12 protein-coding genes are annotated in these 13,778 nt (G+C 71.1%); 3 read left to right on the plus strand and 9 right to left on the minus strand.

What is annotated here, in order from left to right; genetic code table 11:
* Window positions 1-29: 29 nt before the first annotated feature.
* The gene (locus tag OHA03_RS11305; protein WP_267008008.1) at window positions 30-923 is read right to left on the minus strand and encodes an alpha/beta fold hydrolase; all 894 of its coding nucleotides are present in this window, start codon (window positions 921-923) and stop codon (window positions 30-32) included.
* A gap of 596 nt (window positions 924-1,519) precedes the next feature.
* Window positions 1,520-2,212 (minus strand): metal-dependent transcriptional regulator, encoded by a 693-nt coding sequence (locus tag OHA03_RS11310; protein WP_030926443.1) that lies wholly within the window; start codon window positions 2,210-2,212, stop codon window positions 1,520-1,522.
* 220 nt (window positions 2,213-2,432) lie between these two features.
* Between OHA03_RS11310 and OHA03_RS11315 the strand changes: the two genes are divergently transcribed.
* On the plus strand, window positions 2,433-3,188 hold the full coding sequence (locus OHA03_RS11315) for an SIS domain-containing protein (protein WP_267003287.1): 756 nt from the start codon (window positions 2,433-2,435) through the stop codon (window positions 3,186-3,188).
* 134 nt (window positions 3,189-3,322) lie between these two features.
* Here the strand turns inward: OHA03_RS11315 and OHA03_RS11320 are convergent, their stop codons facing one another.
* Window positions 3,323-4,657, minus strand: a complete 1,335-nt coding sequence (locus OHA03_RS11320) for a PAS domain-containing protein (protein WP_267003288.1) — start codon at window positions 4,655-4,657, stop codon at window positions 3,323-3,325.
* Window positions 4,658-4,887: 230 nt separating this feature from the next.
* Between OHA03_RS11320 and OHA03_RS11325 the strand changes: the two genes are divergently transcribed.
* Window positions 4,888-5,283 carry a hypothetical protein gene (locus OHA03_RS11325; protein ID WP_267003289.1) on the plus strand — a complete coding sequence of 132 codons (396 nt, stop codon included), beginning with the start codon at window positions 4,888-4,890 and terminating at the stop codon, window positions 5,281-5,283.
* A 252-nt stretch (window positions 5,284-5,535) separates the two neighbouring features.
* On the opposite strand, the gene pdxH is transcribed toward OHA03_RS11325, so the two are convergent.
* Window positions 5,536-6,162, minus strand: a complete 627-nt coding sequence (pdxH, locus tag OHA03_RS11330; RefSeq protein ID WP_267008009.1) for a pyridoxamine 5'-phosphate oxidase — start codon at window positions 6,160-6,162, stop codon at window positions 5,536-5,538.
* Window positions 6,163-6,386: 224 nt separating this feature from the next.
* On the opposite strand from pdxH, the gene OHA03_RS11335 reads away from it, so the two are divergent.
* Window positions 6,387-7,487, plus strand: coding sequence for a citrate synthase 2 (locus OHA03_RS11335; protein ID WP_267003290.1), 1,101 nt, complete (start codon window positions 6,387-6,389; stop codon window positions 7,485-7,487).
* A gap of 164 nt (window positions 7,488-7,651) precedes the next feature.
* On the opposite strand, the gene OHA03_RS11340 is transcribed toward OHA03_RS11335, so the two are convergent.
* From OHA03_RS11340 to OHA03_RS11360, 5 genes are read right to left on the minus strand one after another with little or no spacing between them, the layout of a single operon-like run.
* Window positions 7,652-8,245, minus strand: a complete 594-nt coding sequence (locus OHA03_RS11340; RefSeq protein WP_267003291.1) for a TetR/AcrR family transcriptional regulator — start codon at window positions 8,243-8,245, stop codon at window positions 7,652-7,654.
* Complete coding sequence (locus OHA03_RS11345) at window positions 8,233-8,970, minus strand: enoyl-CoA hydratase family protein (RefSeq protein WP_267003292.1); 738 nt, start codon at window positions 8,968-8,970, stop codon at window positions 8,233-8,235. Before OHA03_RS11345 ends, OHA03_RS11340 begins: the two co-directional genes overlap by 13 nt.
* Entirely contained in the window at window positions 8,967-10,592 is a 1,626-nt protein-coding gene (locus tag OHA03_RS11350) for a 4-coumarate--CoA ligase family protein (protein WP_267003293.1), read from the minus strand. The genes OHA03_RS11345 and OHA03_RS11350 overlap by 4 nt, the downstream gene beginning before the upstream one ends.
* Window positions 10,593-10,637: 45 nt before the next feature.
* Complete coding sequence (locus tag OHA03_RS11355; protein ID WP_267003294.1) at window positions 10,638-11,834, minus strand: acyl-CoA dehydrogenase family protein; 1,197 nt, start codon at window positions 11,832-11,834, stop codon at window positions 10,638-10,640.
* Window positions 11,831-13,774: a biotin carboxylase N-terminal domain-containing protein gene (locus OHA03_RS11360; protein WP_267003295.1), complete on the minus strand. Its 1,944-nt coding sequence runs from the start codon at window positions 13,772-13,774 to the stop codon at window positions 11,831-11,833. The genes OHA03_RS11355 and OHA03_RS11360 overlap by 4 nt, the downstream gene beginning before the upstream one ends.
* Window positions 13,775-13,778 lie beyond the last annotated feature (4 nt).

Here is a 13,778-nt window from a genome sequence, read left to right on the forward strand (position 1 = left end):
AGCAGGTCCGGCCGGCGGTGCGGCTTTCGTTACGAGGAGACGGGCTCGCGGTCGTCCTGGGAGTCCTCGGCGAACTGCTCCAGGAACGGCTCGACCGCCGCGCGCCAGCCCTCCGGCTGGTCGTAGTGGACGAGATGACCGGCGTCCGCCACCTCCGCGTACTGCCCGCGCGGCAGTACGCGGACCATCTCCTGGGCCTCCGCCCGGCCCAGTTCGCCGTCCAGGCCACGGACCACCAGCGTCGGGCACCGGACCTGTGTCAGCTCCTCCCAGTGCGCGTCGTGGACCCAGGTCGCGCGGGACTGGAGCATCTGGCGGCGGGAGAAGACCGGCCGCCAGCCGTCGGCCCGCTCGGCCATCACCTCGGCGAAGAACTCGCCGCGGGACGCGTTCGGCCGCTCCACCCAGGGGTCGTCCTCGCCGAACCACTTCCGCACGTCGGAGAGCGTCGCGAACGGCAGCGGCCAGGACTTGAACCAGTCCTCCCACTCCCGCTGGGAGGCGGCGCCGAGCGCGGAGGCCCGCATGTCGCAGATGATCAGGGCCCGGACGAGATCGGGGCGCTTCGCGGCGAGCTGCCAGGCGGTGAGGGCGCCCATCGAGTGGCCGACGACGGTGGCGGGGCCGAGGCCGAGCTGTTCGATCGCCGCCTCCGCGTCGGCGACGTACGCGTCGCGGGTGTACGGGCCTTCGGCCGGCTTCTCGCTGCGGCCGTGCCCCCGCTGGTCGAGGCCCACGGCCCGGTGCCGCTCGGCGAGCCAGCGGGTGGTGGGGGCCCAGTGGGAGGCCCGGCCCATCAGTCCGTGGAGCAGTAAGACCCCGGGGGCGCGCTCGCCCTCCGTGCGCCCCTTGGGCGGATCGGCGAACTCCCAGGCCGCGAGGCGTACGCCGTCGGATCCCGTCACATCGATGCGCCGCACCATATGTCCTGGCACCCCCTTCTGATCCTCGATCACCGCTCGATCACCGTGCGGTCGCGTCACGCAGACTATCGAACCTTTATTCGAACAACGGGTTCCGGCTCGCAACACCCCTCGTTCGAGTGACAGCCCCCAAGGATTGACGTCGGCCCCGGCGGGGAGATCTTCTTCGGGAGGCGGACCACTCGGGGATGAGGGCCCGCGGGGACCGACCTTGAGAGCTCGGGGCTCCAGGTCGGAACAGGGGAGGACAGGCCCCGGCGCCGCGCGGCGCCGGGGCCCTCCCACGTCAGGGGGGCGTGCGAGGCGGTCTGCGCCGGAGTGCGGTCGACCGGGGCGAGCAGGCCTGCGGACGCCGGAGTGCGTGCGGGCGGGGCGGGCCGGCCGGACGCAGTCGTCGGGGCGGCCGGGCTCGTGGCAGTCACCTTCTGGTGCACATGCCAGTACGACGGGCGCATCTCCTGCTCCCTCCCCGACCGCGTGGCCAGGCGGCCGCCACTCTCAGGTATGCCTCAGCCACAGCCTGGCACGCGATCCGCCCGAGCGCTGCAATTCCGGACGGAAAAACGGAAAGCGGACGTTACGCTTCAGTATCGCGGTCAGCGCTTGGCGACGAAGACGTGCGAAGCGACCTCGGCGTCCAGCTCCGCCGCCTCGCCACTGCTGCCGACCAGCACCCCGCCGGGCGACTGGGTCACGCTGACCACGGAGCCGGGCTGCACGCCCGCCCGCCGCAACGTGTACATCAGCTGGGCGTCCGTCTGGATCGGCTCACCGATCCTCCGCACCACCACGGTCTTCCCCTCGGCTCCCGGGTCGAGCTCCGACAGGCTGACCATGTCCGCGTTCAGGAACGGGTCGGCCTCGGCCTTCTCACCCAGCTCCTCCAGGCCCGGGATCGGATTCCCGTACGGAGACTCCGTCGGGTGCCGCAGCAACTCCAGCACCCGGCGCTCCACGGCCTCGCTCATCACGTGCTCCCAGCGGCAGGCCTCGGCGTGCACCTGCTCCCACTCCAGGCCGATCACGTCGACGAGCAGGCACTCGGCGAGCCGGTGCTTGCGCATCACCCGGGTCGCCAGCCGGCGGCCCTCCTCCGTCAGCTCCAGATGCCGGTCGCCCGCGACCTGCACCAGCCCGTCGCGCTCCATGCGCGCCACCGTCTGGCTGACCGTCGGACCGCTCTGGTCCAGCCGCTCCGCGATCCGGGCGCGCATGGGGACGACGCCTTCCTCTTCGAGTTCGAGGATGGTGCGGAGATACATCTCCGTTGTGTCGATCAGTCCGGACATTCGTGCCCCTCGATGCTGTGACATGAAAAACGCCGTCAACGCCATGCGCTGGCCCTCAGCCAATTCTGACGCATACCTCCGACAACCGTGCCGCGCCGACCGAACCCTGGACCGCGTGTGCGGGACCGAGCGGTATTGACAGGTCACTGGTCCAGACCGCAACGTGATCCGCGACACGGACACCCCACGGTCACCCAACCCCGCCGAAAGGGCCTCCTCGATGAGCGACAGCAAGCTGGCCGGTCAGTTCCTCGACGCAGCGATCGGCCTGCTGGAGCGCGTACGCGACGAGGAGTCCGGCAACATCGCGGCCGCCGGGGCCGCGATCGCCGACACCGTCGCGGCCGGCGGCCGGCTCTTCGCGTTCGGCGCCGGCCACTCGTCGCTCGCCGCCCAGGACGTCGTCTACCGGGCCGGCGGTCTGGCCCTGATGAACCTTCTCGCCGTGCCCGGCACGCTCGGCGTCGACGTGATGCCCGCGACGCTCGGCTCGGCGCTGGAGCGGGTCGACGGTCTGGCCGGCGCCGTGCTGGACTCCAGCCCGGCGAGCGCGGGCGACCTGCTCGTGATCATCTCGCTCTCCGGGCGCAACGCGCTGCCTGTCGAGATGGCGCGGGACGCCCGCGCGCTCGGAGTGACGGTCGTCGGCGTCACCTCGGTGGCGTACGCGGACGCGACACGGTCGCGGCACAGCTCCGGCGGATTCCTGCGGGACCACTGCGACATCGTGGTCGACAGCAAGATCGCGATCGGTGACGCGGAGCTGACCGCGAAGGGCATCGAGGCGCCGTTCGCCCCCGCCTCGACGGTGGTCACCAGTGCGCTGATGCAGGCGATGATGGCGGCGGCCGCGGAACGGCTGGTGGAGCGGGGGATCGAGCCGCCGCTGCTGCGGTCCGGAAACGTCGACGGCGGCCACGAGTGGAACGGACGCGTGATGACGGAGTACGCGGACCGGATCTTCTACCGGCAGTAGAGGAACCGGCGCCCGGCACGCACCCGCGCTCGGCGCCGGAGCACCTCCGCCGGTGGGACCCACGACGCCCGCCAGGCCGGGCAGAAACCGCCGGCAGACCGTCGCGGGCGATTTTGCCCCCGGCCGCACCGGCCTCAGCCGCCCAGCACCTGCGCCAGGTCCACCGCACCCGCCACCCGGACCGCAACGCTCTCCGCATACGCCGCGTCCGGACGCTCGAAGGCCGTGCGATGGGCCGCCCGCAGGAACGTCACCACACCCAGCGTCCGGCCCCGGCTGCGCATCACGGCGCACAGAGCGTGCACCGAACCCTTCGGCCACTGACGCTCATCCGCCCAAGCCCCCGCCCCCGGACCGGCACTCGACCGGACCGAACCCGTCCGGTCCACCGCCTGCAGCGCCGGATGCCCCGGCGCGTACCGCAGGGGAAGGCCGCCACCGGCCACCGGCAGACACGGACCCGGAGCATCGGCCGGCGTCGCCGCCGCCCGCACCAGCCGCTCCCCCACCAGCACATCGATCAGCACATGGTCGGCGAAACCCGCGAGCGCGAAATCCAGATACGACGTCGCCGCCTCCATCGGGTCCTCGCACTCGGCCGCCGACCGGCACGCCCGGTACAGCTGATTCGACCGGAACCGCACCCGGTCCGCCTCCTGCGCCGCCAGCTTCTCCGCCGTCACGTCCTGGAACAGCCAGCCGACCCCCAACGGCACCGGCTCCTCCGCGAGCGGCGACGCCAGCTGCAGAAACCCGCTGCGCCAGCAGCGCCGCCGATCCCCGTCCGCCGTCCGCAACGTCACCCACAGCTCGGTGGGCGCGGGCGGCTGCCCCTCGGCCAGGACATGCTGCAGCGCGCCCTCCAGCTCCTCCACCCCCTGCACGACCAACTCGGCGAGCGGACGCCCCAGCAGCGTCGTACGGCCACCGCCCAGCGCCCGCCCCGCACACGCGTTGACGACCGTCGGCCGCAGATCCACATCGACGAGGACCACACCCCACGACGCGTCCTCGAACAGCGCCTCACTCAGCGCGATCGACCGCTCCAGATCGATCTGCGCATGCACCTCGCTGAACGCGCAGTACACCCCGGCCGGCTTCCCGTCCGCACCCCGCACCCCGGCCGACTGCATCCGCACGAGCACCCGCCCGCCGTCCTTGCGCAGCAACGCGAACTCATGCACCTGACGCCCCGGCGCATCCATGGCCGCCATCAGCCGCCCCTGCACCTCACCCACGTCCGCACTGCGCACCGCCCACCCCGCGAACCCGGGGCGCCCCACGGCCTCCTCGGCCGACCAGCCGAGAATCCGCTCCGCCTCACGGTTCCAGTGCGTGACCGTGCCGTCCGCGCCGAACGCACAGAGCGCCGCGTCCATCCCGTCGAGCAACGCCGCAAGCAGCTCCGACCCGGGGATCGGGTCGGGGCCGAGGGCATCAGTGGTTCCACTGCTCGTGGAAGCGCTCATCCCGGACCCCCTGCAGGACGTGTCCGCCATTGCCGCACGTCAGACCATTGAACTCGAACGTGACCCAGCACACATCGACTTCCAGGAAATCCGCCCCGTCCCCGGCGCAGGATCCGGCCTACCAACACGCCGAACGATCACACATTCGAGCGTCGCCGGAAGATCACGCATACGTGCGGTCGCAGCCACTCCCCCGGCCACTGCGAACCCGCCACAGCTAGCGTCCATGAATGACCAACACGCTGAAAGTCGACGCCCTCTGCGTCGGGCAGCTCGACCACGAGGCGGGGGCTGGGACCGTCCGCGTGCCCCAGCAGGTCCACGTCGTCACGGCAACGGGGCGCGGAAGCTACGCCCGCACCACCCCCGACCGGTACGGATTCCCCCGACTCGCCCGCGCGCGCCAGAAGCGGCATCACGGCTTGGCCACCGGCGACCTCGTCCACGCCTCCATACCCAAGGGCAAGTGGGCAGGCACTTGGACCGGACGCGTCTCCGTCCGCGCCTCCGGGAAACACGGCCTCAGCACGCCGGTGGGCCGCTGCACCGTGTCCCACAGGAACCTTCGACCACTGCAGCGTGCCGACGGATACGCGTACAGCCACCGGCAGGAAGTCACCGAATAAATGGGTTGAGACATTCGCCGAGGGTTCTTAGGCTGCTGCCAGCGAAGAAAGGAGGTGTTCCGGAAGTGATTTCTTCTCGGACTCGTGAGGTGACTGCGGGCTGACGCCCGTTGTCGCGCTCTTTGCAGTGCAGGCCGGTCATCGGCCAATCCCAAGCAGTCACCGACCCGCAGGCTCGCCGGTAAGTCCGGCCGGCTCCTCCGCAAGGAGGAACCAGAGCCTGCGGGTTTCTGCGTGTGCGGGGCCGCCCGGTCACGGGGAGAGGCGCTCCACCCGCCAGTCGTCGCCCTCGCGTACGTATCGCAGCCGGTCGTGCAGCCGGTTCTCGTGGCCCTGCCAGAACTCGATGGTGTCCGGCACGACACGGAAGCCGCCCCACTGCGGGGGCGCGGGGATGCGTTCGCCCTCGGGGTAGCGGGCGGCCAGTTCCTCGTACCGGTCGATGAGCTCCTGGCGGGAGCCGATCACGGCCGACTGTTCGCTCGCCCAGGCGCCCAGCTGGGAGCCGTGGGGGCGGGTGCGGAAGTAGGCGACCGTCTCCTCGCGGGCGATGCGGGCCGCGGTGCCGTTGACGACGACCTGGCGGGCCAGCGGGTGCCAGGGGAAGAGCAGCGAGACGTACGGGTTGGCGTCCAGTTCGCGGCCCTTGCGGGAGTTGTAGTTGGTGAAGAAGACGAAGCCCCGGGCGTCGTACTTCTTCAGCAGCACCGTGCGGGAGGACGGGCGGCCGTCGGGGGTGGCGGTGGAGACCACCATGGCGTTCGGCTCATAGACCATTCCACCTGCGGCGATCTGCCGGAACCAGTGGGCGAACTGCTGCATGGGGTCGGCGTCGAGCGTGTCCTCGGTGAAGGCCTCGGAGCGGTACTGCTCGCGCATCGCGGCCGGGTCGGTGGTGGAATCGGAAGGGGAATCTGCGGTGGGCACGGGGTCATCCTGCCGCAGCGGCCCAGTTTGCCCGGCGAGGAGGGGTGTCAACCACGCATCGGTAATGCCGGGGGCTGTGCGGGATGTCACGCTTCCCCGCGTCGTGGGAACCCGCCAATATCTTGGGGCAGGCCAGTGTGGCCTCCGTACAGCCGCCGATTCGAGGGAGCCGCATGATGTCCGACTTCGTACCCGGGCTCGAGGGAGTCATCGCGTTCGAGACGGAGATCGCCGAACCCGACAAGGAGGGCGGTTCGCTCCGCTACCGCGGGGTCGACATCGAGGATCTCGTCGGTCATGTGTCGTTCGGGAACGTGTGGGGTCTGCTGGTCGACGGGGCGTTCAACCCCGGTCTGCCGCCCGCCGAGCCGTTCCCGATCCCGGTGCACTCGGGTGACATCCGGGTCGATGTGCAGTCCGCGCTGGCGATGCTGGCGCCGGTGTGGGGTCTGAAGCCGCTGCTCGACATCGACGAGGAGACCGCGCGCAACGATCTGGCGCGGGCCGCCGTGATGGCGCTGTCGTACGTCGCCCAGTCGGCGCGCGGGCAGGGGCTGCCGATGGTTCCGCAGAGCGAGATCGACAAGGCGCAGTCCGTCGTCGAGCGGTTCATGATCCGTTGGCGCGGGGAGCCGGATCCGAAGCATGTGAGGGCCGTCGACGCGTACTGGACGTCGGCCGCCGAGCACGGCATGAACGCGTCCACGTTCACCGCGCGGGTCATCGCGTCGACGGGTGCCGATGTGGCTGCGGCGCTGTCGGGTGCGGTGGGTGCGATGTCGGGGCCGCTGCACGGCGGTGCGCCGTCCCGGGTCCTCGGGATGATCGAGGAGATCGAGCGGACCGGTGACGCGACCGCGTATGTGAAGAAGGCCCTGGACAAGGGTGAGCGGCTGATGGGCTTCGGGCACCGGGTCTACCGGGCGGAGGATCCGCGGGCGCGGGTGCTGCGGCGTACGGCGAAGGAGTTGGGCGCGCCGCGGTTCGAGGTGGCGGAGGCGCTGGAGAAGGCGGCGCTGGAGGAGCTGCATGCGCGGCGTCCGGACCGGGTGCTGGCGACGAACGTGGAGTTCTGGGCGGCGATCATGCTGGACTTCGCGGAGGTTCCGGCGCACATGTTCACGTCGATGTTCACGTGTGCGCGTACGGCGGGCTGGTCGGCGCACATTCTGGAGCAGAAGCGGACGGGCCGGCTGGTGCGGCCGTCGGCGAGGTATGTCGGGCCGGGGCCGCGCGATCCGCGGGCGATCGAGGGGTACGACGACATCACGGGGTGAGCCGGCCGGGTGTCGGACAGGCGCGGTGTCTCACGTCGGGGCGCCGCGCTCTCCGTGTCCGGTCCGGTGGGGTCGGACTCGGTGCGGAAGCGGTGGGTCGGGCCGGGCCGTCCCCGGAAGGGGAAGCCGAGGGTGCGGCACGTCTGGAGTCGCTGCCCCGGGGCTCAGTTGAGTGCGTCGTCCAGCAGGGCCGCCCACTGTGCCACGACCCTCTGCCGCCGGGCGGTGTCGTCGGTCAGTACGTTGGCCAGGCCGAGGCCGCGGGCCATGTCGAGGAGGCCCTGGACGGTTTCGCGTACGCCTGGCCGTGTCTCGTCGGCCTTCAGGAGTTCGACGGCGATGCGGTGGGTCTCGCGGCCGACGCGGGCTTCGAGTTCGCTGACGCGGGGGTGCAGTGACGCCTCGTTGGAGGCGGCGACCCAGAGCTGGAGTGCGGCGCGGAACAGCGGTCCTGTGTAGAGGTCGACGAGGGCGGCGACGACGGCTGCGCGGCCCTGGACGGGCAGGGCGCGCAGGGCGGCGGAGCGTTCCTCGGCGACGTATTCGACGGCTGCGGTGAACAGGTCCTCGCGGGTGGGGAAGTGGTGCTGGGCAGCGCCGCGCGATACGCCTGCGCGTTCGGCGACGACGGAGACCGTGGAGCCTGCCCAGCCGTGTTCGGCGAGGCAGGCGACCGCGGCTTCGAGCAGCCGTCGGCGGGTGGCGCGGCTGCGGTCCTGCTTGGGGGTCCTGTCGGTGGAGGGCGTCACAACACCCATGCGGGGTCCCGTCGTTCGTGGAAGGCCGCTATCCCTTCCCGTGCCTCGGCGGAGGCGAAGAGTGCTGCCGAGCGGACGATGAGGTCTTCGGCGTACTGGTCGAAACTTTCCCGCACAGTAGCTGTGACCAGCTCCTTCGATGCCGCCAGCCCCTGTGGTGAGGCTCGGCGCAGTCCGTCGAGTACGGGGACGAGCGCCTTGTCCACGTCGTCGGCGGCGGCGAGGGTGATCAGGGAGATCCGGGCGGCTTCGGTCGCGTCGAAGCGTTCTCCGGTGAGGTAGTAGCGTGCGGCGGCGCGCGGGTCGGTGCGGGGCAGCAGGGGCAGGGAGATCACGGCGGGGGCGAGGCCGAGCCGGGATTCGGTGAGGGCGAAGGTGGAGGCGGGTCCGGCGGCCGAGATGTCGCAGGCGGCGAGGAGTCCGAGGCCGCCTGCCCGGACGTGTCCGTCGACGCGGGCCACCACGGGTTTGGGCAGGGTGACGATCTCTCGCATCAGGGCGACGAACGCTTCCGGGTCGGGGGGTGCGCCGAGGTCCGCACCGGCGCAGAACGTGTTGCCCGTGTGGGTGAGGACCACGGCTCGTACGGTGTCGTCCTCGCCGTATCGGGCGAGGGTTTCGCGGAGTTCGGCGACGAGCCGCGCGGAGAGTGCGTTGCGGTTCGTCTGCGAGTCCATCCGTACGGTGGCGATGCCACGTTCTCTGCCGGTGCGGACCAGTTTCATGCCTCTGCCGCCTTCTCGATGACTTTTTCGTTGGCCTGTTCCCGGTCGCGCAGTTCGCGCCGGAGGATCTTTCCGGAGGTGGCGCGGGGTACGGCGCCGATGAATTCGACCCGCCGGACCTTCTTGTACGGGGCGACGTGCTCGGTGACGTACGCCATGACGTCGTCGGCGGTGAGGTCGTCGGGGGCGACTCCCGCCTGCCGGACCAGATACGCCTTGGGGACTTCGTTGCCGTCGGTGTCGTACACCCCGATGACGGCGGCGTCCGCAATCGACGGGTGGCCGAGCAGCAGGGCTTCGAGTTCGGCGGGGGCGACCTGGTAGCCCTTGTACTTGATGAGTTCCTTGACCCGGTCGACGATGCGGAGCCAGCCGTCGGCGTCGACGCGGCCGATGTCGCCGGTGTGCACCCAGCCGTCGGCGTCGATCATGTCGGCGGTGGCCTCGGGCCGGCCGAGGTAGCCCTTCATCACCTGCGGGCCGCGGATGAGTACCTCGCCGTCGGTGTCGATGCCGGCGTCGCGGTCCGGGTCGTCGAGGGAGACGATGCGCATCTCGGTGCCCGGCAGGAGTTTCCCGACGGCGCCGGGCGGCGGGTTCTCGGCGGCGAGCGGGACTACGTGGGTGCCGGGCGAGAGTTCTGTCATGCCGTACGCCTGCCGTACCGGTGGCAGTCCGAGGCGCCGGGAGCAGGCGGCGGCGAGTCCTGCGTCGAGTGGGGCGGCGGCGCTGACGATGTACTCCAGCGAGGACAGGTCGTACTGGGCGACGGCCGGGTGTTTGGCGAGGGCCAGGACGATCGGCGGGGCCACGTACAGTCCGCTGATCCGGTGCTTCTCGATCGCGGTGAGGAACTGGACGAGGTCGAAGCGTGGCAGGACGACGACGGTGGCGCCGAGCCGGAGCGGGGCGTTCATCAGGGCGGTCAGCCCGTAGATGTGGAAGAACGGGAGGACGGCGAGGATCCGGTGGCCGGGGTTCATCGGGATGAACGGCCGCAGCTGCTCCAGGTTGGTGGCCATGGAGCGGTGGGTGAGCATGACGCCCTTGGGTGTGCCGGTGGTGCCGGAGGAGTACGGCAGTGCGGCGATGTCCTCGGCCGGGTCGATGGTGATCCGTGGTTCGGGGGCGGTGGAGCCCAGCATGTCGAGTACGGAGGTGTGTCCGTCGGCCCGGTCGCAGACGAATATCTCCTCTATGCCGCCGACGAGTTCGGCGGCGCGGCGGGCGGTTTCGAGGAGTGGAGAGACGGTGACGATCCAGCGGGCGGAGGAGTCGCGGAGTTGTTTGGCGAACTCCTCCGCCGTGGCGAGGGGGTGCACGGTGGTGACGGTGGCGCCCGCCCTGGTGGCTCCGAAGAACACGGTCGGGTAGGCGAGGGTGTTGGGGCTGTGCAGGGCGACGACGTCGCCCTTGCGGACCCCGGTGGCGGCGAGCGCCGCCGCGATCCGGCGGTGGAATGTGTCGAGTTGCCGGTAGGTGAGCGTGGTGGTGCCGTCGGTGCCGTCGATCAGGGCGACCGTGTCGCCGTAGGTGGCGGCGGCCTGCCCGAGGACCGCGTCATGGATGGGGAGGTCGAGCGGCTGGACGTCTGCGTACTCGCTGCGGAACACGTTCACCATGGCGGGTCCCTTCGAACGGCGGCTGGAGGGACAGAGTCCCCTGTGTCAGTACGACTTGGGGAGACCCAGGGACTGGTGGGAAACGTAGTTCAGGATCATTTCCCGGCTGACGGGTGCGATCCGGGCGACGCGGGCTGCGGTGATCAGGGAAGCGATGCCGTATTCGCGGGTGAGGCCGTTGCCGCCGAGGGTGTGCACGGCCTGGTCGACGGCTTTCACGCAGGCCTCGGCGGAGGCGTACTTGGCCATGTTGGCGGCTTCGCCCGCGCCGATGTCGTCGCCCTCGTCGTAGAGCCTGGCGGCCTTCTGCATCATCAGGCGGGCCAGTTCGAGTTCGATGTGCGCCTGGGCGAGGGGGTGGGCGATGGCCTGGTGGGAGCCGATGGGCTCCTTCCACACCTGTCGGGTCCGCGCGTAGTCGACGGCGCGGCCGAGGGCGTACCGGCCCATGCCGAGGGCGAAGGCGGCGGTCATGATGCGTTCGGGGTTGAGTCCGGCGAAGAGCTGGAGGAGGCCCGCGTCCTCTCCCCCGCTCTCGGCTTCGCTCGAGCGGGAGGTACCCCCTCCGACGAGGGCGTCGGCGGGCAGCCGCACGTCGTCGAGGACCAGTTCGAACTGCTTCTCCGGTGCCTGGAGTTCCATGTCGATCTGTGAGCGCTGAAATCCGGGGGCGTCGCGCGGGACGATGAAGAGGCAGGGCTTGAGCTTGCCGGTCCTGGCGTCCTCGGTGCGCCCGACGATGAGGGTGGCGTCGGCGATGTCGACGCCGGAGACGAACACTTTCCGCCCGGTGAGCAGCCAGTCCTCGCCGTCGCGGCGGGCGGTGGTGGTGATGCGGTGGGAGTTGGAGCCGGCGTCGGGTTCGGTGATGCCGAAGGCCATGATGAGGGTGCCGTCGGCGAGGCCGGGGAGCCACTGCTGTTTCTGGGTGTCGGTGCCGAAGCGGGCGATGACGGTGCCGCAGATCGCCGGGGAGACGATCATCATGAGGAGGGGCGATCCTGCCGCTCCCAGTTCTTCCAGGACTATGGAGAGTTCGGCCATGCCGCCGCCTCCGCCGCCGTACTCCTCGGGGAGGTTGACCCCCAGGTAGCCGAGCTTGGCGGCTTCGGTCCACAGTTCGCGGGGGTGGGCGCCGTCGCGTACGACGGAGGTCATGTAGTCGCGCCCGTACCGCTTTCCGAGTGCGGCGACGGCAGCGCGCAGGGCTTGCTGCTCTTCGGTTTCGAGGACGGTGCTCATGGGGTCGGTTCCTCCTGTGCGTCTTGCACGACGGCGAGCAGGGCGCCGACCTCCACCTGGAGGCCGGGTGCGGCATGGAGCGCGGTGAGGGTGCCGGAGGCGGGGGCGAGGATGCGGTGTTCCATCTTCATCGCCTCCAGCCAGATGAGGGGCTGCCCGGCCCGGACGGTGGTGCCGGGTGCGAGGCCGTCGGCGAGCCGGACGACGGTACCGGGCATGGGGGCGAGCAGGGAGCCGGGTTCGGTGCGTTCGGTGGGGTCGGTGAAGCGGGGGAGGGCGGTGAAGCTGTGCGTGCCGGTGGCGCCGTCCACGTGGACCCGGTCGTGGTGGGTGGCGAGGCGGAAGTGGTGGGTGACGCCGTCGTCGGTTTCGACGGTGACGTGTCCGGGGGTGGCGGTGAGGATCCGGGCGCCGGGGGTGTCGATCGCGCCGCTGCGGGTGGTGCGGTAGGCGATCTCGTGTTCGGCGCCGTCGGGTTCGCTGCGGTAGCGCCTGATCTGCGGCTGGGAGGGGAGGTTGCGCCAGCCGCCGAAGCGGGATGTGCCGACGGCGTCCGGGTGCCGGGCGGCGTGGGCGGCGGCGGCGAGGGCCGCGAGGTGCCGGTCCGCGTTGTCGCCCGGGGTGCGGGTGAGGGCGTCCAGGTGACGGTCGTAGAAGCCGGTGTCGGGGCGGGCGCCGGTGAAGTCCGGGTGGCGCAGGGACCGTACGAGCAGCTCGCGGTTGGTGACCGGGCCGTGGATGCGGGTGCGTTCCAGGGAGCGGGCGAGGAGCCGTACGGCTTGGGCGCGGGTGGGGGCGTGGGCGATGACCTTGGCGAGCATCGGGTCGTAGTGGATGCCGATGGTGTCGCCGCCGGTGTATCCGGTGTCGAGGCGCAGACCGGGTTCGTCCGGTACGTCCAGCGTGAGCAGTGCTCCGGTCTGTGGCTGCCAGTCGCGGGCCGGGTCCTCCGCGTAGAGCCGGGCCTCGACGGCGTGCCCGTGCGGGGTCGGGGGCGTGGTGGGGAGGGGTTCGCCTTCGGCGACGGACAGTTGCAGGGCGACGAGGTCGAGCCCGAAGACGGCTTCGGTGACGGGGTGTTCGACCTGGAGGCGGGTGTTCATTTCCAGGAAGTACGGGCGTCCGTCGGCGGCGAGGAGGAACTCGACGGTGCCCGCGCCCCGGTAGCCGACGGCGCGGGCCGCTGCGGTCGCCGCGTCGTGCAGCCGGGTGCGCAGCGCGTCGTCGAGGCCGGGTGCGGGGGCCTCCTCGATGACCTTCTGGTGGCGGCGCTGGAGCGAGCAGTCGCGGGTGCCGAGCGCCCATACGGTGCCGTGTGCGTCGGCCATGATCTGGACCTCGACATGCCGGCCTCGTTCGACGTAGGGCTCGGCGAAGACTTCGCCGTCGCCGAAGGCGCTCGCGGCCTCGGCCGTGGCGGCCGCCATCTCGCCCGGCAGTGCGCCCAGTTCACGTACGACCCGCATGCCGCGCCCGCCGCCGCCCGCCGCGGCCTTCAGCAGCAGCGGCAGGTCACCTGCGGTCGCCTGCGCCGGGTCGACGGGTGCGAGCAGCGGCACCCCGGCGGCGGCCATGAGTTCCTTGGCCCGGGTCTTGGACGCCATCATCTCGATGGCCTTGACCGGCGGGCCGACCCAGACGAGCCCGGCGTCCTGCACGGCCCGGGCGAACCCGGCGTTCTCGGAGAGGAAGCCGTAGCCGGGGTGCACGGCGTCGGCGCCCGCCGTGCGCGCGGCACGTACGACGAGATCGCCGCGCAGATAGGTGTCGGCGGGCGCGGCCCCCGGCAGCCGTACGGCGGTGTCGGCCTCCCTGACGTGCAGTGCGTCGGCGTCCGCGTCCGAGTACACGGCGACGGTGGCGATGCCCAGTGCACGGCAGGTGCGGAAGATCCGGCAGGCGATCTCGCCCCGATTGGCGACGAGCAGGGTGCTGATCATGGTC

The sequence above is a fragment of the Streptomyces sp. NBC_00154 genome (assembly GCF_026342835.1).
In the GTDB taxonomy this organism is placed as follows: domain Bacteria; phylum Actinomycetota; class Actinomycetes; order Streptomycetales; family Streptomycetaceae; genus Streptomyces.

What these genes read in the sequence shown, in the direction of transcription:
- OHA03_RS11305 (WP_267008008.1), bottom strand. Translation starts at nt 923, where the DNA reads ATGGTGCGGCGCATCGATGTGACGGGATCCGACGGCGTACGCCTCGCG.
- OHA03_RS11310 (WP_030926443.1), bottom strand. Translation starts at nt 2,212, where the DNA reads ATGTCCGGACTGATCGACACAACGGAGATGTATCTCCGCACCATCCTC.
- OHA03_RS11315 (WP_267003287.1), top strand. Translation starts at nt 2,433, where the DNA reads ATGAGCGACAGCAAGCTGGCCGGTCAGTTCCTCGACGCAGCGATCGGC.
- OHA03_RS11320 (WP_267003288.1), bottom strand. Translation starts at nt 4,657, where the DNA reads ATGAGCGCTTCCACGAGCAGTGGAACCACTGATGCCCTCGGCCCCGAC.
- OHA03_RS11325 (WP_267003289.1), top strand. Translation starts at nt 4,888, where the DNA reads ATGACCAACACGCTGAAAGTCGACGCCCTCTGCGTCGGGCAGCTCGAC.
- pdxH (WP_267008009.1), bottom strand. Translation starts at nt 6,162, where the DNA reads ATGCGCGAGCAGTACCGCTCCGAGGCCTTCACCGAGGACACGCTCGAC.
- OHA03_RS11335 (WP_267003290.1), top strand. Translation starts at nt 6,387, where the DNA reads ATGTCCGACTTCGTACCCGGGCTCGAGGGAGTCATCGCGTTCGAGACG.
- OHA03_RS11340 (WP_267003291.1), bottom strand. Translation starts at nt 8,245, where the DNA reads ATGGGTGTTGTGACGCCCTCCACCGACAGGACCCCCAAGCAGGACCGC.
- OHA03_RS11345 (WP_267003292.1), bottom strand. Translation starts at nt 8,970, where the DNA reads ATGAAACTGGTCCGCACCGGCAGAGAACGTGGCATCGCCACCGTACGG.
- OHA03_RS11350 (WP_267003293.1), bottom strand. Translation starts at nt 10,592, where the DNA reads ATGGTGAACGTGTTCCGCAGCGAGTACGCAGACGTCCAGCCGCTCGAC.
- OHA03_RS11355 (WP_267003294.1), bottom strand. Translation starts at nt 11,834, where the DNA reads ATGAGCACCGTCCTCGAAACCGAAGAGCAGCAAGCCCTGCGCGCTGCC.
- OHA03_RS11360 (WP_267003295.1), bottom strand. Translation starts at nt 13,774, where the DNA reads ATGATCAGCACCCTGCTCGTCGCCAATCGGGGCGAGATCGCCTGCCGG.